The sequence below is a fragment of the Roseovarius atlanticus genome (assembly GCF_001441615.1).
GTDB lineage: Bacteria > Pseudomonadota > Alphaproteobacteria > Rhodobacterales > Rhodobacteraceae > Roseovarius > Roseovarius atlanticus.
The window spans coordinates 52781-72001 of record NZ_LAXJ01000009.1 but is presented as its reverse complement, the minus strand read 5'-3'; the positions used below and the strand labels follow the sequence as shown (position 1 = coordinate 72001).

The window sequence follows — 19221 nt, the reverse complement described above, 5'->3', positions numbered from 1 at the left end:
GCCATGCCGCTTGAGTTTGCACCGGAAGGGGCCGCTGCCCTTCCGCTTCACGTGATCGAACAGGACGCGCTGGAGGACTGGCTGTCGGGCCAGTCGGCCACGGTTGCGACATGGGTGCAGGCGGCGGGGTTCACCGGCGGGCTGGGCCAATCGCTGCTGGTGCCCGACGGCAATGGCGCGCCGGAGATGGCGTTGGCGGGCTATGGCACCGAGGCCGCACGCAAGCGGGGGCGGTTTCATCTTGCCGCGCAGGCCGCGAGCCTGCCCGAGGGTGTCTATCGTCTGGAAGGGCTGGCGCCGGAGCGGGCTGCGGAAGAGGCGCTGGGCTGGCTGTTCGCGGGCTACGCCTTTGACCGATACAAGGATCAGAAACCCGCCAAGGCAACACTGGTGGCTCCCGTGGGCGTCGACGCGGCCCGGCTGGAGGCGATTGCGGCGGGCGAGGCGCTGACGCGCGACCTGATCAACACGCCGACCTCGGACATGGGGCCGATCGAGCTGGAAGCGGCCTGTGCCGATCTGGCCAAGGCGCAGGGCGCGGAGATCGAGGTGATCCGTGGCGAGGCGCTGCTGGACGAGAATTTCCCCATGATCCACACGGTGGGGCGCGCCGCCGACCAGGCACCCCGGCTGATCGACATGCGCTGGGGCGACACGGGGCCGAACCTGACGCTGGTGGGCAAGGGCGTGTGTTTCGACACCGGGGGGCTGAACCTGAAGCCCGGGTCCAGCATGGGCCTGATGAAGAAGGACATGGGCGGGGCCGCGACCGTGCTGGGGCTGGCGCGGATGATCATGGCGCTGAAGCTGCCGGTGCGCTTGCGGGTGCTGATCCCGGCGGTTGAGAATTCGGTCAGCGGCAACGCGTTCCGGCCCGGCGATATCCTGACCGCGCGCAACGGGATGACGGTGGAGATCAACAACACCGATGCGGAGGGGCGTCTGGTGCTGGCCGACGCGCTGAGCTTTGGGGCCGAGGCGGAGCCGGATCTGATGATCTCGATGGCGACTTTGACAGGGGCCGCGCGCGTGGCGGTGGGGGCGGATATCGCGCCCTATTTCACCGATGACGGCGTGCTGTCCGGCGCGCTGGACGCGGCGGCGCATGAAGTGGCGGACCCGGTTTGGCGGCTGCCGTTCCACGAGCCCTACGAGGCGATGATCGAGCCGGGGATTGCCGATCTGGACAACGCGCCCAAGGGCGGTTTTGCCGGAGCGATCACGGCGGCGCTGTTCCTTCGGCGGTTCGCCGGGGCGACGCGCTACGCGCATTTCGACATCTACGGCTGGAACCAGAGCGCCGCACCGGGCCGTCCCAAGGGCGGGGTCGGCATGGGGGCACGGGCGCTCTTGCAGGCGCTGCCCGAGGTGTTGGCGCTGTGACCGACCGGCGTCGGTTGCATTCCAACGGGCGCGTGGCGGATGCAGGCCTGTTGGGGCAGGTCGAGGCGGAGCTGTTCGTGGAAGGCGACGATCGGCAGGTGATCGTGCCTGTGACGCCAATCCTGTCGGAACCGGAGGGCAAGCGCGAGCGCGAGCTGGTGTTCGGTGAAGGCGTGCGCCTCTTGGAAGAGAAGGATGGCTGGGTTTTCGGCTATGCGCTGCGCGACGGGTATGCGGGGTATTTTTCGGCTGGGGATCTGGCCATGCCGAAAGGTCCGCCGAACCACATCGTGCAGGCGCGGATGACCCACGCGCTGGGCGCGCCGGATTTCAAGGCGCAGACCGAGCATCTGATGCTGAGCCTTGGGGCCTGGGTGAGCGTGACCGGCACCGAAGGGCGCTGGGCCGAGATCCTTGCGCCGGAAGGCCGGATGTACGTGCCGGCGGTCCATTTGCGCGTGGCCAGCGCGGTCGAGGATGACCCGGTGCGCGTGGCGGAGCGGCTGATCGGAACGCCCTATGTGTGGGGCGGGAACTCGGCGCTGGGGATCGATTGTTCGGGGCTGGTGCAGGTGGGCTGCCTGGCCAGCGGCCTGGCCTGCCCCGGCGACAGCGACATGCAGGAGGCTGAGCTTGGTGAAGCGCTGCCCGAAGATGCGCCGTTGCGGCGCGGCGACCTGCTGTTCTGGAAGGGGCATGTGGCGTGGGTGGTTGACCCCGAGACGCTGTTACATGCCAATGCGCATCACATGGCCGTCGCCTATGAGCCGATGGCCGACGCCATCGCGCGGATCGAGGCGCAGGGAGATGGGCCGGTGACGGCCCGCAAGAGACTGGAGACCAAAGCATGAGTGAACCGTTTTTCCAACCCGTTTCGGGCTTTGAGCTGCCGCGTTTCGCGGGCGTGCCGACCTTCATGCGGCTGCCCTATGTGCTGCCCGACCATGCGCGCTATGGCGATGTGGATGTGGGCGTGATCGGTGTGCCTTGGGACAGCGGGACGACAAACCGGCCCGGGCCTCGACATGGGCCACGGCAGTTGCGCGATGCGTCCACCATGATCCGGGCGCAGCACGCGGTGAGCGGTGTGCGGCCGTTCGAGGCGCTGAATTGCGCCGATCTGGGGGATGTGGGGCCGAACCCCGCCGATATCGCCGACAGCATGGAGCGGATCACGAATTTCTACAAAGGGGTGGTGGATGCGGGGATCACGCCGCTGACGGCGGGGGGCGATCACCTGACCAGCCTGCCGGTGCTGCGCGCGGTGGCCAAGGATGGACCCTTGGGCATGGTGCATTTCGACAGCCACACGGACCTGTTTCACAGCTATTTCAATGGGCAGATGTATACCCACGGCACGCCCTTCCGCCGCGCGGTGGAGGAGGGTCTGCTGGACCCCAAGCGCGTGGTGCAGATCGGGCTGCGGGGCAGCATGTACGATTCCGAGGATCGCGATTTCGCCCGCGCCGAGGGCATCCGCCTGATCCTGATCGAGGAATTCTTTGACCGGGGCGTGGCCGACGTGATGGCCGAGGCGCGCGAGATCGTGGGGGAGAAGCCCACTTACGTGTCCTACGACATCGATTTCGTCGATCCGACGTTTGCGCCCGGCACCGGGACGCCCGAGGTGGGCGGGCCGAATTCGTATCAGGCGTTGCAGGTGTGCCGCGAGCTTGAGGGCGTCAATATCGTGGGCGCGGACATGGTCGAGGTGTCGCCGCCGTTCGACGCCAGCGGGAACACCGCGTTCCTGGGCGTGTCGATCATGTTCGAGATCCTGTGCGTGATAGCCGCGAGCCGCGCGGCATGAGCGGGATCGTCAACACCGAACAGGCCGAGCACTGGTCGGGCAAGGCCGGCGAGGTCTGGGTGCGCGAGCAGGCGATGTTCGACGGGTTGATGGCGCCGGTTCTGGACCTGTTGTTGGAGCGTGCCGGGTTGCGGGCTGGGGACCGCGTGGTCGACATCGGCTGTGGCACGGGCGCGGGGCTGATCGCCGAGGCGGACCTCGTGGGCGAGGATGGCCATGTGACCGGGCTGGACGTGTCGGGGCCGATGCTGGAGTTGGCCAAGGAGCGGTTGAGCCAGGCGGGCGTGACCAATGCGACCTGCCTTCTGGCCGATGCGCAGTCCCATGATTTCGGGGACATGGCGGCGGATCACATGGTGTCACGTTTCGGCGTGATGTTCTTTGCCGACCCGGTGGCGGCCTTCGCCAACATGCGGGGCGCGTTGAAACCTGGCGGGCGCATGACCTTCGTGTGCTGGGCCGGGATGGACGGCAACCCGTGGTTCCGCGTGCCTGCCGAGGCTGCGAAATCGGTGGTCGGCGCGCCGCCACCGCAGGACCCGCGCGCGCCGGGGCCGATGGCGTTTTCAGAGGCGGGCTATGTGCGGGACATTCTGGGGCAGGCCGGGTTCGAGGGGATCGGGTTGACCACCGAAGAGATCACTTTGACGCCCATCGGAGACCTGGAGCAGAACGCCACGTTCGCGTCACGCGAAGGGCCCGCCGGGAGGATCGTCAAGGATATGGGCGGCGGGCGCGAAGAGTATGCCTCCGTGGCGGCAAATTTGCGCGAAGCCTTGAAGGAGTTCGAGACCCCGGACGGCGCGCTGCGCATTCCGGGGCGGGTGCACGTGGTCAGCGCGACCGCAGGCGGTTGAGCACTTCGCGCGAGGCGTAGCCGTCGACCTTCATACCGGCGCTTTGCTGGAAGTTCATGATCGACTTCGCGGTATTGGGACCGATGATGCCGTCGATCTTTTCCAGCGGATAGCCCATCTGTTGCAGCTGGCGCTGGATTTCCTTGCGTTCCTCGAAGCTGACGGGGGTGTAACCGCGCGGCCAACTTGCCTGGATCGCGGGGCCGCCCTTGATGCGGTCCGACAGGTGGCCCACGCCGATGGCGTAGGCGTCGGCGTTGTTGTAGCGCTTGATCACGTCGAAATTGGCGAAGACCATGAAGGACGCGCCGGTAGGCCCCGCCGGTTGCAGGATACGGGCCGAGCCATAGTCGCGCACCGGGCGGCCATCGACGCCGACGACGCCCTGCGCGGCCCATTGCGAGGGCATCCGGCTGGTATCGCCGAAGCGGGCGCCGTTGGGCACGCGGACCTCGACGCCCCAGGGCATCCCTTTGCGCCAGCCGAAGCGTTTCAGGTACGCGGCGGTGGAGGCGAGCGCGTCGGAGGGGTCGTTCGACCAGATGTCGCGGCGGCCATCGCCGGTGAAATCCACGGCATAGGCCTCGTAAGAGGTGGGGATGAATTGCGTGTGGCCCATTGCCCCGGCCCATGAGCCGAGGAAATTGCGCGGCGTGGTGTCGCCGTTCTGGAGGATCTTCAGCGCGGCGATCAGTTGTTTCTCAAAAAAGGCGCCGCGGCGACCGTCGAAGGACAGCGTGGACAGGGCCTCGATCACCGGGATGTCGCCCATGCGGGTGCCGTACTTGCTTTCCAGACCCCAGACGGCGGTGACGACCTCGGCCTCGACCCCGTAGGCCTGTTCGATCCGGCTTAGCGCGCTGCGGTGGCGGCTGAGGGCCTGCTGGCCCATGTCGACGCGTTCGGGCGAGGCGGCGCTGTCGAGGTAATCCCAGATCTGGCGCTTGAACTCGGCCTGGTTGCGGTCCTTGGACACGACGTCGGCGTTGTAGCCGATGCCTTGGAAGGCCGCATCGAAAACCTGCGAGCTGATCCCGCGCGACAAGGCGCGGGCCCGGAAGGAGCGGACCCAGCTGTCGAAGGCGGGGTTGGCGACGCGGGTGGGTTGCGCCTCGTCAGTGCCGCTGCTTGACGTCTTGGGGCGCAGGCGGGGGCGCAGCGATTTGGTGGAAAGCGCCGCCGCCGTCGGCGTGGTGGCGACGTCGGGCGCAGGCGTTGCGGGCCGTGCGACGGGACGGATCGAGGATTCGAGGGCCGTGGCTGGCGCGCTGCCACACAGAAACGCCGCGCCCAGAACTGGAAAGAGATACCTGACAAACATTGCTCGCCCCTTTTTCGATGGGTTTGATTGGATCATATGCCGAAACGGTGTGTTTCAAAAGCGTCCAGTATCGGGACCGGGCGAAGTGTCGCCGTTCCTCAGGTCGCTTGCGGGGCCCTTTCCTGCCCCGTGTCGCAAGTCATCGCCGCCAGACAATCGCGCAAAAGCGTTGCGCGGCGGGGGCGGAAGGACGCGCCGGTGAGGTCCAGCCCGCGCATCCGGTCGAGGCGGAAGGCGCGGAAATCGTTCCGCAGGTGGCAAAAGGCCAGAAGGCAGAGCGAGGATTGCATGAGAACGACCGACAGCGGGTTGACCTCGCGGGTGGTTTCGCGACCCTCGGCATCTGAATAGTCGAAGCGGATGGTCTTTTCCTCCCACGTCGCGCGGCGCAGGCGGGCAGTGTCGACGCCCGATTGCGGGAGAGGCGTGAAGCGGTGGGCCGAGAGGACGGCGTGATCCAGCCGGTGCGCCTGCGTCTGAGGCAGGCGGGCGCGCAGCTTGGCCAGGGCCGATTGCGCGGCCTCGGCCAGTGTGCTGTCGCCCACCTCTTCGACCTCGCGCAGGCCCAGCACCAGCGCCTCCAGCTCGTCCTCGTCGAAGTTGAGCGGGGGCAGGGCGGCATCCTCGATCAGGCGGTAGCCGAAGCCCGCCGCCCCGTCGATCACCGCGCCGAGGCCGCGCAGGGCGTCGATATCGCGATAGATGGTGCGGGCGGTCACGTCGAGCCGGTCCGCCAGCGCCTGTGCCGTGGCGGGGGGCGGGACGATGCGCAAGGCCTGCATCAGTTTGAAAAGGCGTTCCGTCCGGGTCATGGCGCGGAGTATGATGCCACATGGTGACGGTTTTTGTCAGCAGGGTTACCGGCCTGAAGACGCGAAAAACGCGTCACAGCGTCGGAATCTTTGCTGCGCTGTCTTGAAGTGAGACTGAGCCTGATCAGATTCCCAGAAACGCGCCTGTCGTGCGGGATTGGAGTTACCTGAATTGGATATCGTATACGTGATCGCCGGGCTGGCGGGGCTGGTCCTTGGCGGCGAGTTGCTGGTGCGCAACGCGGTGCAGCTGGCGCGGGGCCTGGGCGTGTCGCCGCTGGTGATCGGGCTGACCATCGTGGGGTTCGGCACCTCGGCACCGGAGCTGGTGACGAGCTTGCAGGCCGCGTGGGTCGGCGCGCCCGGCATCGCGCTGGGCAACGTGGTGGGCAGCAATATCGGCAACGTTCTTCTGATCGTGGGCATTGCCGCGATCCTTTCGCCGATCCTGGTGGAACGGCGCGCATTGGCACGGGACGGGACCGTGATGATGGGTGCGACGCTGGCCTGTGCGGCGCTGGTGCTGAGCGGCGAGATGGGTCGTGTGGCGGGGCTGGGCCTGCTTATCGCTCTCGCCGCGTACCTGGCCTACACGTTTCGGGCCGAACGGAACGGTCCGACACCCGCAGGCGAGGTCTATGCCGCGGAGGGAGAGCTTATGCCGGAAAGACCGGTGCATCCCGGGCGTGCCGGCCTGGGCCTGCTGATCGGGCTGATCGTGCTGCTGGCAGGCGCGCGATTCCTGGTCATGGGGGCGGTCGGGCTGGCGCAGATGCTTGGTATGAGCGACGCGGTGATCGGGCTGACGGTGGTGGCCATCGGCACGTCGATGCCGGAACTGGTGACATCTGTTCTTGCGGCCCGCAAGGGTCAGGGCGACGTCGCGTTCGGCAACATCATCGGCAGCAACATCTTCAACATCCTCGGCATACTGGGCGCGACGGTGCTGGTGGTGCCGATGGCGGCGCCGCTGCCGATAACGGGCGTGGACCTGGCGGTGCTGGTGGGCTCGGCGGCGGTGTTCGTGCTGTTCGCCTATACCGGGGCCCGGATCAGCCGTCGCGAGGGGGCGGTGCTGGTGCTGGCCTATGCGGGGTACATGACCTGGCTTTTGGCGGGCGTTTAGCGCCGTTTGCGCGAGACCTTGCGCCTGGTCTTGTCGGACTTGTGCTTTTCGCGCGCCAGCTTGCGCTTGGGCCCGCCGCGCCCGCCCTTGGGCGCGCCGCGCCCCCGCCCCTTGCGGGGCGTGTCCGGTCCGGCGGGGGTGATCGCCTTGCCGTCGAGGCGTATCAGTTCGAGCCCGAGGCCGCCGGTGACCGGCGCGGCCTCGCTGAGGCGGACGACGACGCGCTGGCCGAGGCCGATGACCATGCCGGTATCGGACCCCATCAGCGTGCCGCGGTCGCGGTCGAGGTGGAAATACTCGTTGCCAAGCGCGCGCATCGGGATGAGGCCGTCCGCGCCCGTTTCGTCCAGTCGCACGAAGGCGCCGAACTTGGCGATGCCGCTGATCCGCCCGGTGAATTCCTCGCCCACGCGTTCCGACAGGAAGGCGGCGAGGTAACGGTCGTTGGTGTCGCGTTCGGCCATCATCGAGCGGCGCTCGGTTTCCGAGATATGCTCGCCGGTGCTTTGCAGGCGTTCCTCGTCGGATTTCGAAAGCCCGTCCTCGCCCCAGCCATGGGCCGAGATCAGCGCGCGGTGCACGATCAGGTCGGCATAGCGCCGGATGGGCGAGGTGAAATGCGCATAGGATTGCAGCGCGAGGCCGAAATGGCCGAAATTGGACGGGGCATAGTAGGCCTGCGTCATCGAGCGCAGGGTGGCGAGGTTGATGACTTCGACATGGTCGGTGCCCGCCGCGCCGTGCAGAAGTTGGTTGAGGTGCGATGTTTTCAGCACCTGCCCCTTGGCCAGCGTCAGGCCCGCGGCCTCGGCCACCTCGCGCAGGGTGTCGAGTTTTTCTGGCGGCGGCTCTTCGTGGACGCGGAAGAGGAGGGGGGATTTCTTGGCGATCAGCGTCTCGGCGGCGGCCACGTTGGCCAGCACCATCATGTCCTCAATCAGCTTGTAGGCATCGAGGCGGTCGGCGAAGTTGACGGACGTCACCTTGCCTTCGTCGCTGAGCACGACCTTGCGTTCCGGCAGGTCGAGGTCGAGCGGCTGGCGGATGTTGCGCGCTTCCTGCAGGGCGGCGAAGGCCTCGTAGAGCGGGTTTATGACCTCGTCCATTAGGGGGCCACACTTGTCGTTCGGGGCGCCGTCGCGGGCGGCCTGCACGTCCTGATACGTGAGCGAGGCGGCGGAGCGCATCAGTCCGCGCACGAAGCGGTGGCCGATTTTTGTCCCATGGGCGTCGATCTGCATCCGCACGGCGATGCAGGCGCGCGGCACGCCCTCGTGCAGGGAACAAAGGTCGCCAGACAGACGGTCGGGCAGCATCGGCACGACGCGATCGGGGAAATAGCTGGAATTGCCGCGCTTGCGGGCCTCGGCGTCGAGGGCCGAGCCGGAAGTGACGTAACAGGCAACGTCGGCGATGGCGACCCAGATGACGTGCCCACCCTCGTTCTTGGGGTCGTCGTCGGGATGGGCCCAGACGGCATCGTCGTGGTCGCGGGCATCGGCGGGGTCGATGGTGACTAGCGGCAGGTCGCGCAGGTCTTCGCGGCCCTTGAGGCCCTGGGGTTTCTGCGCGTCGGCCTCGGCGATCACGTCGTCGGGGAAATCGTCGGGGATGCCGTGCTGGTGGATGGCGATCAGCGACACGGCCTTGGGCGCGGTCGGATCGCCCAGGCGGTCGAGGATGCGGGCCTGCGGCAGGCCCATGCGGCCCTTGGGACCGGCCTGTTCGGCCTCGACCAGCTCGCCGTCCTTTGCGCCGCCGGTGGCGGAGGGTGCGACCAGCCATTCTTTGCCGTCGCCCTTGTCGATCGGCAGGATGCGCCCGCCCTCGGCGGTTTTCTTGAAAACGCCCAGCACCTTGCGCGGGTTGGTCCCGATCCGGCGAATGAGCCGCGCCTCGTAGTGATGCGCCTCGCCCTTGACCTCTTGCAGGCGGCCCAGGATGCGGTCGCCGGGGCCAAGCGCGGGATCGCTGGCGCGGGGGATCAGCAGGACGACCGGCTCGACCCCTTCGCCATGCCACTCCAGGGGTCGCGCCAGAAGCTCGCCGTCCGGCGTCTGGTCGCTGACTTGCAGCACGCTTACGGGCGGCAGCTTGTCGGGGTCGCGATAGGTTTTCTTGCGCTTCTCCAGGTGCCCTTCGGCCTCGAGCTCCTTCAGGATGCGCTTGAGGTCGATCCGCGCCGCCCCCTTGATGCCGAACGCCTTGGCGATGTCCCGCTTGGAGGTCAGGGTCGGATTGTCCGAGATCCATTGCAGGACCTGTGATTTGGAGGGCAGCTCGCTCATGCTTCGGGACGTAGCACGAAGGCGTGGGGCGTTCCATGCGAAGATTGCGGAACAGGGTGAGACGCCCTGTTTTTTCCGGGCAAGGCGGGTCAGACCGCGCGAAGGTCGTCGGCCGTGTCCACGTCCCGCAACGTATCGACCAGTCCGATCCGCGAGTCCGGTAGTGTTGCACAGCTGTCGGCCAGCGCGTGCTGGGTGGACCAGCGGACGTCTTGCAGAAACGCCGCCGGTATTGCGCGGGTGCGTTTCATGCCGATCAGCCAGTAGCCGCCGTCGGGCGCGGGGCCGAAGACCGCGTCATGCCGGCCAAGACTGGCAAATGCGCTGGCGAGATGCGCGCGGGTGATGCCGGGAATGTCGCCGCCTACGATGCAGACCGGGCCGGGCGGGCGGCTGCGCATGACGCGGGCCATGCGGGCACCGAGGTCGCCGGGGCCCTGGGGGATGCGTTCGAGGTCCGCGGGCCAGGCGCGGCTGGTCAGGCCCGCCACGTCCGGCGCGACGGCCAGCACAAGGTCCCAGCGGGGATCGCGCAGGCGGCGCAGCAGGCGGTCGGTCTGGTGGCGGACCCACCAGGTGGCCGCGATGGGGCCGATGTCGCGGGCCAGGCGGGTTTTCACCCGGCCCGGGCGCGGGTCCTTCAGCATGACGACAAGCTGTTGCCGGATCACGCGAAATAGTCTTTCAGGATACGGGCATAGATCGCCTTGAGCTGTTCGATCTGCGCCACCTCGACCCGTTCGTCGACCTGGTGCATGGTCTGCCCCACAAGGCCGAATTCCACCACCGGGCAGTGATCCTTGACAAAGCGCGCGTCCGAGGTGCCGCCGCTGGTCGACAGGACGGGCGTGACGCCGGTTTCGGCCTCGACCGCGCTTGCGATGAGGTCTGAGAGAGGTCCCGGCGGGGTCAGGAAGCTTTCGCCGGAATTCTTGACCTGCATGGCGCCGCGCACGCCGAAGGTCTCGCAGACGTTATCCATTTCCGCTTGCAGCCACTCGGTCAGGCTGTCGCCGCTATGGGCGTCGTTGTAGCGGATGTTCACGGTCATGCGCGTGGATTCGGGGATCACGTTGGTCGTCGGGTTGCCGGTGTCGATGGTCACAACGGCCAGCGTGGACGGGTCGAAATGATCGGTACCCTTGTCCAGCGTGTGAGACGACAGCCGGTCCGCCAGCCGCGCCATGGCGGGCAGCGGGTTGCAGGCGCGGTGGGGATAGGCGGAATGGCCCTGCACGCCGGTGAGGGTGATCCAGGCGGACAACGAACCGCGGCGGCCGATCTTGATCATGTCGCCCATGGTTTCGGGGCAGGTGGGTTCGCCCACCAGGCAGACGCTCATCGCTTCGCCTTCGGTCTTCATCCAGTCGAGCAGGGCGCGCGTGCCGTCGCGGGCGTCGCCTTCCTCGTCGCCGGTGATGGCGAAGATTACCGCGCCGTCGGGGGGTGTCTGCCGGACGAAGTCGATGGCGGCGGCGGCAAAGGCCGCGACGCCGGATTTCATGTCGGTGGCGCCGCGGCCCCAGAGCTGACCGTCGCTAATCTGGGCGCCGAAGGGATCGGTGGTCCATGCCTCCGCGTCGCCCACCGGCACCACGTCGGTATGGCCGTTGAAGCCGAAGCTGCGCGCCGCCCCCTTGTCGCCCCAGCGGGCATAGAGATTGGCGATGCCGTTTCGATCGACGCGGGTGCAGGCAAAGCCGGCATCGCTGAGCAGCCGGTCCAGCAGTTGCAGCGCGCCGCCTTCCTCGGGGGTGACCGAGGCGCAGCGCACCAGTCGCGCGGTCAGGTCGACGGGGTCGGTCGGGGCGAAATGCGAGGCCATGAAGATTTATCCTGTGAATTTTTGAAAGACCTATCCCGCACGGTTCGTGACCGCAAACCCGCGTCGGCAAAAAACTTCGCCGTAGAGGTGAGATCGGTGACGGAATTCCTTAACAAAGCGAAAGAAACGTGGTAATTGATCCTTAATAAATGACCCGAGGCAGGGCAAAAGAGCAGCTGGGCACATCGCCCGACACGTCAGCAGGCATAAAAAAACAAAGCCGCGACGTGTCAGACCGGACCACCGGAAAAGCCGATTCTTGGCGTGCGCTGACCTTGGACGTACATGAGGTGGGCAGTATGGTCAGGGGCGTTGAAATCCCGATAGACGATCGCGCGTCGGCAAGAGAAATGGCCGAGACGATCTTTGGTGACGGTGTGCAGGTGGTCAGCGCCTCTTACACCGGTGATCCCGACTCGTCGGGCATATACACGCAAGGCAACTCGATCTCGCCGGGGGTGATGCCGTCGGACACCGGGGTGATGTTCTCGACCGGGGATCTGAACGGGTTCACCAATTCCACGCCTTGGTGGTCGAGTAACTCGAACCAATCCACCAACACGACGACCAGTTCCAGCGGGCCGAACAACGATCCGCTGTTCAACGCGGCGGCGGGCGCCCCCACATACGACGCCTCTTTCCTCGACGTCGATTTTATCCCGACCGGCGACGTGATGACGATGCAGTTCGTCTTTGCGTCCGAGGAGTTCCCCGAATACGCGACGGGCGCGTTCCAGGATTTCGTGGGCGTCTGGATCAACGGCACGCAGGTGCCGCTGAGCGTGGGCGACGGGGATATCGACCCCAACAACCTCAATGCCGGGTCGAACGCCAACCTGTTCGTCGACAACACCTCGGACCAGTACAACACCGAGATGGACGGGTTCACCGTCACCATGACCCTGACGATCCCGGTCAATTCGGGCGACGTGAACTCGATCCGGATCGGGATCGCGGACGTGACGGACGCCAATTACGACTCGACGCTGATCATCGCGGGCGACAGCGTGCAGACGACGCTGGTGGCGCAGGACGATGTGTCGAATCTGTTCCCCACCGGTTTCAAGACGCTGGACGTGCTGGGCAACGACGTCAACAACACCGCCGGCGCCCTGACGATCACCCAGATCAACGGTCAGAACGTGGTCGCGGGCAGTACCGTCACCCTGGCGACGGGGCAGGTGGTGCTGGTGAACGCGGACGGCACCATCACGGTCGAAGGTGATGGGGACGTCGAGGAAGTCAACTTTACCTACACTGTCGAGAGTGCGAACGGTCAGAGTGACGTCGGCTTTGTCACGCTGAATTCTGTGCCGTGTTTTGTGGCTGGCTCGCGTATCCTGACCGAGTGCGGCGACGTCCCGGTCGAACAGTTGCGGGCCGGCGATCTGGTGCTGACGCGCGACGAAGGGTTGCAGCCGCTGCGCTGGGTCGGCCATCGCGAGGTGCCGGGCGTGGGGGCCTTTGCCCCGGTCCGCATCCTGGCGAACACGTTCGGCGAGCATAACGAACTGTGGCTGTCGCCCTTGCACCGGGTGCTGATCCGCGACAGCCTGGCCGAGCTTCTGTTCGGAGAGCGCGAGGTGCTGGTGGCGGCCAAGGACCTTGTAAACGACCGCAGCGTGCGGCGCGTCGAGGTCGAGACCGTCGATTATTTCCACCTGCTGTTCGACCGGCACCAGGTGATCATGTCCGAAGGGTTGCCGACCGAAAGCTTCCTGCCCGGACCGCAGATCAAGAACAGTTTCGAGGCCGAGATCGTGCAAGAGATCTGCACCCTGTTCCCCGAGTTGGATATTGAAACCGCCGAGGGGTACAGCCCCGCGGCACGACGGATGCTGCGCGGCTACGAGGCGCAGATTCTGTCCAGAAAATGGGCGGCGTGAGCATGAGTTGGATCGGACTTCGCGACAGTCATGATGGCTGGTTCAAGCTGGACCCGCGGCTGACCGAGACGGGCGCAGACCGGGTGTTGCACCGGGGCAGTCTCGTGGTCGAGACCCGCATCTCGGCCCAGGCGCGGCCGCAAACATTGCTGGCGTTCCGGCGCACATGGCCGATGCCCGGCTTGTTCACCATTCAGGCGTTGCCGCAGGGCGGGATTGTCCTGGTGGACGCGCAGGGCGACGATATCTGTCATGCCACCCTGCCACTTGCGGGCGACGTGCGGCTGGACATCCTGCGGCTGACCTATTCCTGGGACAGTGCCGAGGGCTGGGCGCGGCTGACGCTGGAGCGGCCCGAGACCGACCAGGTGGAGAGTGTGGCGCTGAATGCCACCCTGCCGCTGCCGGTGGATGATCTGAACGCCATCTTTGCGCATGGCTGCAATTTCGAGGTCGACGAGGAAGTGGTCTTTCTTGCCCTTTCGAACCAGATCGAGCCGGTCGGGCCGTTGCCCGCGCTGACCGCGCAGGTGCCGATCCTGACCGATCGCGGAGAGCGTCCGGCGGGCGAGATCCGGCGCGGCGATGTCGTGGTGACGGACGAGGGCCAGCGCGTGCCGGTGCTGCAAGTCGTCAAGCGCACCGTGCCCGCGCGCGGCAGTTTCCGGCCCATCCGCTTGCGGGCGCCCTATTTCAAGCTGACCAAGGACATCGTGGTGTCGCCGCAGCAGCGGCTGGTGATGCATGGCAGCGAGGTGGAATACATGTTCGGCCGCGAGGCGGTTCTGGTGCCCGCGCGGCATCTGGTGAACGACCGCTCGGCGTTCCAGGCCAAGGGGCCCGACTTGGTGACCTATCACCACCTCTTGTTGCCGGGGCACGAGGCGGTGCTGGCGGCGGGATGTGCGCTGGAGAGCCTTTACATCGGCCGGATGCGACGCAAGCCCGAGGCGATCGCGGCCAGTATCCTGGCCGGATTCGACCGCAACCGCCTGCCCGAACACGCCAAGCCGGTCTGGCCTGTGCTGAAACCGTTCGAGGCGGTGACGCTGGCGACAAGCCGCGCGGCCTGAACCGCGCGCAAGGTCAGTCGTAGAAGGGCGTCATCTGCGCGACGATCACGGCGTTTTCGTCCAGAGCGCGTTGCATCAGTTCTTTTTCGTCGTCGCCGATCTCGTGCCCTTCGGCGAGCCGTTCGTCGAGCGTTCCATAACCCGAGACATCCAAGGGCGCGGTGTCGGCCTGTTTCAGGATCGCCACGGTTTCGCGCACCGCCTCGGCCTCGTCCACGCCCGACGCATAGACCACCAGCGCGGCCCCCGTGGCGGTGTCGGGCAGGCCGTCGCCCTGTTTGCGCCCGATCTCGACCAGCAGGGTAAAGACCTGCTGGGGCTTTTTCTTGTCAGGATCTTTGGCCATGAGGGACCTCGTGCCGGGCCTGCCGCGCAGGGATCAGTCTCGCAGAAGCTCGTTGATGGCGGTCTTGGAGCGGGTTTGTTCGTCCACCCGCTTGACGATCACGGCGCAGTAGAGGTTGAGGTTGTTCTTGGTCGGCATCGAGCCCGAGACCACGACCGAATAGGGCGGCACCTCGCCCATGAAGACCTCGCCGGTTTCGCGGTCGACGATCTTGGTGGACTTGCCGATATAGACGCCCATGCCCAGCACCGAGCCCTCGCGGACGATGCAGCCTTCGACGACCTCGGAGCGGGCGCCGATAAAGCAGTTGTCCTCGATGATCGTGGGGCCGGCCTGCATCGGTTCCAGAACGCCGCCGATGCCCACGCCGCCCGAGAGGTGCACGCCCTTGCCGATCTGCGCGCAGGACCCGACGGTGGCCCAGGTGTCGACCATCGTGCCCTCGTCCACATAGGCGCCGAGGTTCACGAAGGAGGGCATCAGCACCACGCCGGGGGCGATGTAAGCCGATTTGCGCACGATGCAGTTGGGCACGGCGCGAAAGCCGGCCGCCCCCCATTCGTTGTCGCCCCAGCCCTTGAACTTGCTATCGACCTTGTCCCACCAGGTGCCGCCTTGCGGGCCGCCGGCCTGCGGCTCCATGTCTTTCAGGCGAAAGCCCAGCAGCACGGCCTTCTTGGCCCATTGGTTGACGTGCCAGTCGCCGTTGTCCTGACGCTCGGCCACGCGCAGTTTGCCGCTGTCGAGGGCGTTGAGCGTGTCCTCGATGGCCTCGCGCGTCTCACCACCGGTCGAGGGCGTGATCTGGTCGCGGGTGTCCCAGGCGGACTCGATGGCGGTTTCAAGCTGTGCGTTGGACATCTGGTGCGTGCTCCCCTTGGCAGATCCGTACTGTGCTGGAATGCCCTATACGGGCGGACGGAGAAGATCGCAATGCGCCGCGACGCGGGGCTTTCGCGGCAGGTGCGACCGCGTGGGCATGAAAAAGGCGGGCGTCCGAGGGACACCCGCCATCTGTCTTGTCCTGATCGATCGGTGTTACCGCACGAGGTAGACCACGCGGCGGTCTGCCGGTTCGACCAGCACCGGCACGCCGTTTACATATGCGTAACGGTACTCGGTGTCGGGGACGGGTTGCAGGCCTACAGCCGCGGGCAGTTGTGCGCCGGTCACGACTTCGCCGTCGAGATATATCGGCTCCATCGGGTTGTCGCGCACGTAGACCAGGGTGTTGTCGGCCGGAACAGAAGGAGCGACGTAGGTATCGCCAACATAGGGGCTGATAGCGCCACCGGCCTGAACGGTGTCGGCTTCGCTGTATTCGTAGGTGACAGTGGGCACCTCGATCACGCTGCGGTTCTCGATCACGCGGACAGAGCCTGAATCCGAGGATGCGGCGAGATAGTCGCCATAGGCCCAGCCTTGAGTACCGTTGTAGTTGACCTCGCACCACGAACTGGCCTCGATGCAGCCCTGGATGCTGACGGCGCCGGCGTTGGGGATGACGTCGATCACGGGTTGTGCCGGGCTGGGGCCGGCGCGCAGGTTCAGGTCGGTCACGGCGGTCGCGTCGACATCGGCCATGGCGGCGCCCGCGCCAAGGGTTCCGGCCAGGGTCAGGCTTAGAAGTCGGGTCTTCATGGATAGTCCTCCTCACTCATGTTCGCCAGTTCGCGGACGGAATGCCCGCTGGCAATCTGACGGCACAACGCGGGTGGATCAGAGGGTGTTCCCACCCGCCGTGACAGCGGGAGCGAAACGGGCGTCAATCCGCCGACAGGGGATCGGAGGGGAGGTTGCCGCCGCAGACAAGGATCGCTATTCGTTCATCTTTTTCAGGCCGGTAGGCACCGCTGGTCAGGGCGGCGAGCGCGGTGGCCCCGGCGGGTTCGACCAGCTGGCGGGCGTCTTTCCAGAGCGCGTGCTGGGCGGCGGTGATCGCGTCGTCGCTGACGGTGACGGCGGTCACGTCCTGCGCCTGCGCGTGATCGAGGCAGATCGACCCGATGCGCCGCGCGCCGAGCGCGTTGGCGGCGACGCCCGAGACCTCGACATCGACGGGTTTGCCCGCCTTCCGCGCGGCGCTGAGCGCGGCGCAGGTTTCGGGCTCGACTGCCACGACCTTGCGCCGCCCGTCGAGCCACGCCAGCGCGCCTGCAATCAGCCCGCCGCCGCCCACGGCGATCAGGACGGTGTCGGCCTCCAGCCCCTGGTCTTCCCACTCGGCCATGCAGGTGCCCTGGCCCACCACGGTGGCGGGCGCGTCATAGGCGTGGATCTGCATCGCGCCGGTTTCGGCCTCGTATTCGCGGGCGGCGTCGAGCGCGTTGGAATAGGCGCCTTCGACCACGTGCAGGTCGGCACCCTGGTCGCGGATGAGGGCGATCTTGGCCGGACCTGCCATTTCTGGGACGTAGATGCGGGCGCGGTGGCCCAGCTTGGCGGCGGCATAGGCCACGGCCGCACCGTGGTTGCCGCCCGAGGCCGCGACCAGACCGGCCTTGGGAACCTCCTGCGACAGAAGGGTGTTGAAGGCTCCGCGCGGCTTGAAGCTGCCGGTGTGCTGGGTGTGCTCCAGCTTGACCTCGACGGGATGGTCGAGGCCGAAGCCCGACACCGTTGCCACGGGAGTGCGGCGCAGGTGCGGGGCGATGCGGAATTTCGCGGCGGCGATCTCGGTTTTCCAGTCCATTTCGACCCCTTTCGCACGTGCCCGTGGCTAGGCAAATCGTGCGGAACCCTATACGCCTGAGAAAACGAACCCAACAGGGAAGTGCAGGATGAAAGACGACCGCAATAGCCAGTTCCGGGACGCGCATTCCGACCGCAGCACCGCGGCCCAGGTGCCCGACACGCCGCAGACCCGTGCGCCGGCGTATCGCCTGGCCTTTGCCGACGACGATTTCCTGTGCCGCGACGAGCTGCGGCCGGTGCGGTTGCAGCTGGAATTGCTGAAGCCCGAGATGATCCTGAACGAGCGCGGGATCGAAAGTACGGTGGTGCTGTTCGGCGGCGCGCGCATTCCCGAACCGGCGGTCAAGGATACCGCGCGCACTGAGACGCTGGCGGAGCTGTCACGGTTTTACGACGAGGCGCGCAGCTTTGCGAAGATGTTGACCGAGAAGTCGATGCAAAGCTATGGGCGCGAATTCGTCGTGGCCACGGGCGGCGGGCCCGGCGTGATGGAGGCGGGCAACCGAGGTGCTGCGGATGCGGGCGGTACGTCGATCGGGCTGAACATCGTGCTGCCGCACGAGCAGGCGCCGAACGAATACGTGACGCCGGGGTTGTGCTTCAATTTTCATTACTTCGCCATCCGCAAGATGCATTTCCTGATGCGGGCCAAGGCGATCTGTTGCTTCCCCGGCGGGTTCGGCACGCTGGACGAGATGTTCGAGGCGCTGACACTGATCCAGACTGACCGGATGAAGCGGGTGCCGTTCCTGCTGTTCGGCGAGGAATTCTGGCGCAAGATCATCAACTGGGAGGCCTTGGCGGATGCGGGCACGATCAGTGCCGAGGACCTGGACCTGTTTCAGTTCGTGGAGTCCGCGGAAGAAGCGGTGAAGATCATCGACGACTGGTACGAGGAGCTTTAGGCCCCTTCGAAATCGCAGAGCGCGTGGACGTCCATACCAAGCGCCTCCAGCCGTTTGCGCCCGCCCAGTTCGGGCAGGTCGATGACGAAGGCGCAGCCGATAATCTCTCCGCCCAGCCGTTCGATCAGCCTGATCCCGGCCTCGGCGGTGCCGCCCGTGGCCAGAAGGTCGTCGACCAGCAGTATCTTTTCACCGGGGGCGATGGCGTCGTCGTGGATCTCGACGATCGCCTCGCCGTATTCCAGTTGATATTCCTCGGAAATCACCTTGCCAGGCAGCTTGCCTTTCTTGCGGATGGGCACAAAACCCTTGCCCAGCTGGTGCGCCACCGCGCCGCCCAGGATGAAGCCGCGTGCCTCGAGCCCCGCGACCTTGTCGATCTCCATCCCGGCGTAGGGGTGCAGGAGCTGGTCCACCGCCAGCCGCAGTCCGCGCGGGTCGGCAAAGAGCGTGGTGACATCGCGGAACATGATGCCTTCATGCGGGAAATCGACGATGGTGCGGATGTAATCCTTGACCGTTTTCGCGTTGGGCATGGCGGTGTCTCCGGTTGGGCCTGTCCGCCTTTGCGTTTGGCGCAACTGGCGCAAAATCGCAAGGATTGCCTGGGACCGGCGGGGTCTTGACGCCCAAGGAATTGATTTGCAAGAGGGTTTGCCAAGGCTGCATATGCTTTGTATATACCTTGGCAAGCCGGTGACGGAAAACGCAAATCAGGAGTTCGCGTGGCCAAGACTGACGACAAGAAAGCCGGGAAGAAAGACAGCCAGCTGATCCTGCGGCTGAACAAGGATGACCGCGACAGGTTCATCGAGCTGTGCAAGGAGATGGACACCAGCGCGGCGCGGGAAATCCGCGGGTTCATCCGGAAATTCATCAAGAAGAACGGTTGACG

Annotated in this window: 19 protein-coding genes; 9 read left to right on the top strand and 10 right to left on the bottom strand. The window is 66.2% G+C overall.

Annotated features, from left to right (window positions below; all coding sequences use genetic code 11):
- Positions 1 to 3 precede the first annotated feature (3 nt).
- From XM53_RS10525 to XM53_RS10510, 4 genes are read left to right on the top strand one after another with little or no spacing between them, the layout of a single operon-like run.
- Positions 4 to 1383, top strand: a complete 1380-nt coding sequence (locus XM53_RS10525; RefSeq protein ID WP_057793065.1) for a leucyl aminopeptidase family protein — start codon at positions 4 to 6, stop codon at positions 1381 to 1383.
- Complete coding sequence (locus tag XM53_RS10520) at positions 1380 to 2234, top strand: C40 family peptidase (RefSeq protein WP_057793063.1); 855 nt, start codon at positions 1380 to 1382, stop codon at positions 2232 to 2234. Before XM53_RS10525 ends, XM53_RS10520 begins: the two co-directional genes overlap by 4 nt.
- A complete protein-coding gene (gene speB, locus XM53_RS10515) occupies positions 2231 to 3193 on the top strand; it encodes an agmatinase (protein ID WP_057793061.1) in 963 nt (320 codons plus the stop codon). Before XM53_RS10520 ends, speB begins: the two co-directional genes overlap by 4 nt.
- Positions 3190 to 4050, top strand: a complete 861-nt coding sequence (locus tag XM53_RS10510) for a class I SAM-dependent methyltransferase (protein ID WP_057793059.1) — start codon at positions 3190 to 3192, stop codon at positions 4048 to 4050. The genes speB and XM53_RS10510 overlap by 4 nt, the downstream gene beginning before the upstream one ends.
- Here XM53_RS10510 and XM53_RS10505 read toward each other — a convergent pair.
- Together XM53_RS10505 and XM53_RS10500 are read right to left on the bottom strand one after the other, a co-directional pair.
- Complete coding sequence (locus XM53_RS10505; RefSeq protein ID WP_057793057.1) at positions 4028 to 5371, bottom strand: lytic murein transglycosylase; 1344 nt, start codon at positions 5369 to 5371, stop codon at positions 4028 to 4030. The two genes, XM53_RS10510 and XM53_RS10505, sit on opposite strands and share 23 nt — an antisense overlap.
- Before the next feature lie 98 nt (positions 5372 to 5469).
- Positions 5470 to 6183 carry a helix-turn-helix transcriptional regulator gene (locus XM53_RS10500; RefSeq protein WP_057793055.1) on the bottom strand — a complete coding sequence of 238 codons (714 nt, stop codon included), beginning with the start codon at positions 6181 to 6183 and terminating at the stop codon, positions 5470 to 5472.
- Positions 6184 to 6355: 172 nt separating this feature from the next.
- On the opposite strand from XM53_RS10500, the gene XM53_RS10495 reads away from it, so the two are divergent.
- Complete coding sequence (locus XM53_RS10495) at positions 6356 to 7309, top strand: calcium/sodium antiporter (RefSeq protein WP_057793053.1); 954 nt, start codon at positions 6356 to 6358, stop codon at positions 7307 to 7309.
- On the opposite strand, the gene rnr is transcribed toward XM53_RS10495, so the two are convergent.
- The 3 genes from rnr to dapE form a co-directional block, all read right to left on the bottom strand.
- Positions 7306 to 9597 carry a ribonuclease R gene (rnr, locus tag XM53_RS10490; RefSeq protein WP_057793051.1) on the bottom strand — a complete coding sequence of 764 codons (2292 nt, stop codon included), beginning with the start codon at positions 9595 to 9597 and terminating at the stop codon, positions 7306 to 7308. The genes XM53_RS10495 and rnr overlap by 4 nt on opposite strands.
- 89 nt (positions 9598 to 9686) lie before the next feature.
- On the bottom strand, positions 9687 to 10265 hold the full coding sequence (locus XM53_RS10485; RefSeq protein WP_057793344.1) for a TIGR04282 family arsenosugar biosynthesis glycosyltransferase: 579 nt from the start codon (positions 10263 to 10265) through the stop codon (positions 9687 to 9689).
- Entirely contained in the window at positions 10265 to 11422 is a 1158-nt protein-coding gene (dapE, locus tag XM53_RS10480; RefSeq protein WP_057793049.1) for a succinyl-diaminopimelate desuccinylase, read from the bottom strand. Before dapE ends, XM53_RS10485 begins: the two co-directional genes overlap by 1 nt.
- A 299-nt stretch (positions 11423 to 11721) precedes the next feature.
- Between dapE and XM53_RS10475 the strand changes: the two genes are divergently transcribed.
- Positions 11722 to 13308, top strand: coding sequence for a Hint domain-containing protein (locus XM53_RS10475; protein WP_057793047.1), 1587 nt, complete (start codon positions 11722 to 11724; stop codon positions 13306 to 13308).
- Positions 13309 to 13310: 2 nt separating this feature from the next.
- Positions 13311 to 14381 (top strand): Hint domain-containing protein, encoded by a 1071-nt coding sequence (locus XM53_RS10470; protein WP_057793045.1) that lies wholly within the window; start codon positions 13311 to 13313, stop codon positions 14379 to 14381.
- Positions 14382 to 14394: 13 nt separating this feature from the next.
- Here the strand turns inward: XM53_RS10470 and XM53_RS10465 are convergent, their stop codons facing one another.
- From XM53_RS10465 to XM53_RS10450, 4 genes are all read right to left on the bottom strand, one after another.
- Entirely contained in the window at positions 14395 to 14727 is a 333-nt protein-coding gene (locus XM53_RS10465; RefSeq protein ID WP_057793043.1) for a hypothetical protein, read from the bottom strand.
- A 33-nt stretch (positions 14728 to 14760) separates the two neighbouring features.
- Positions 14761 to 15588 carry a 2,3,4,5-tetrahydropyridine-2,6-dicarboxylate N-succinyltransferase gene (gene dapD / locus XM53_RS10460; protein WP_057793042.1) on the bottom strand — a complete coding sequence of 276 codons (828 nt, stop codon included), beginning with the start codon at positions 15586 to 15588 and terminating at the stop codon, positions 14761 to 14763.
- A gap of 177 nt (positions 15589 to 15765) precedes the next feature.
- Positions 15766 to 16368: a DUF1236 domain-containing protein gene (locus tag XM53_RS10455; protein ID WP_057793040.1), complete on the bottom strand. Its 603-nt coding sequence runs from the start codon at positions 16366 to 16368 to the stop codon at positions 15766 to 15768.
- A gap of 124 nt (positions 16369 to 16492) precedes the next feature.
- Positions 16493 to 17419 carry a threonine/serine dehydratase gene (locus tag XM53_RS10450; RefSeq protein WP_057793038.1) on the bottom strand — a complete coding sequence of 309 codons (927 nt, stop codon included), beginning with the start codon at positions 17417 to 17419 and terminating at the stop codon, positions 16493 to 16495.
- 88 nt (positions 17420 to 17507) lie between these two features.
- Here XM53_RS10450 and XM53_RS10445 point away from each other — a divergent pair, with 88 nt between their 5' ends.
- Positions 17508 to 18326, top strand: coding sequence for an LOG family protein (locus tag XM53_RS10445; protein ID WP_057793036.1), 819 nt, complete (start codon positions 17508 to 17510; stop codon positions 18324 to 18326).
- Here the strand turns inward: XM53_RS10445 and XM53_RS10440 are convergent.
- Complete coding sequence (locus tag XM53_RS10440) at positions 18323 to 18862, bottom strand: adenine phosphoribosyltransferase (protein WP_057793035.1); 540 nt, start codon at positions 18860 to 18862, stop codon at positions 18323 to 18325. The two genes, XM53_RS10445 and XM53_RS10440, sit on opposite strands and share 4 nt — an antisense overlap.
- Positions 18863 to 19051: 189 nt before the next feature.
- Here XM53_RS10440 and XM53_RS23560 point away from each other — a divergent pair, with 189 nt between their 5' ends.
- The gene (locus XM53_RS23560; RefSeq protein WP_201455406.1) at positions 19052 to 19219 is read left to right on the top strand and encodes a hypothetical protein; all 168 of its coding nucleotides are present in this window, start codon (positions 19052 to 19054) and stop codon (positions 19217 to 19219) included.
- The last annotated feature ends 2 nt before the right edge of the window (positions 19220 to 19221 follow it).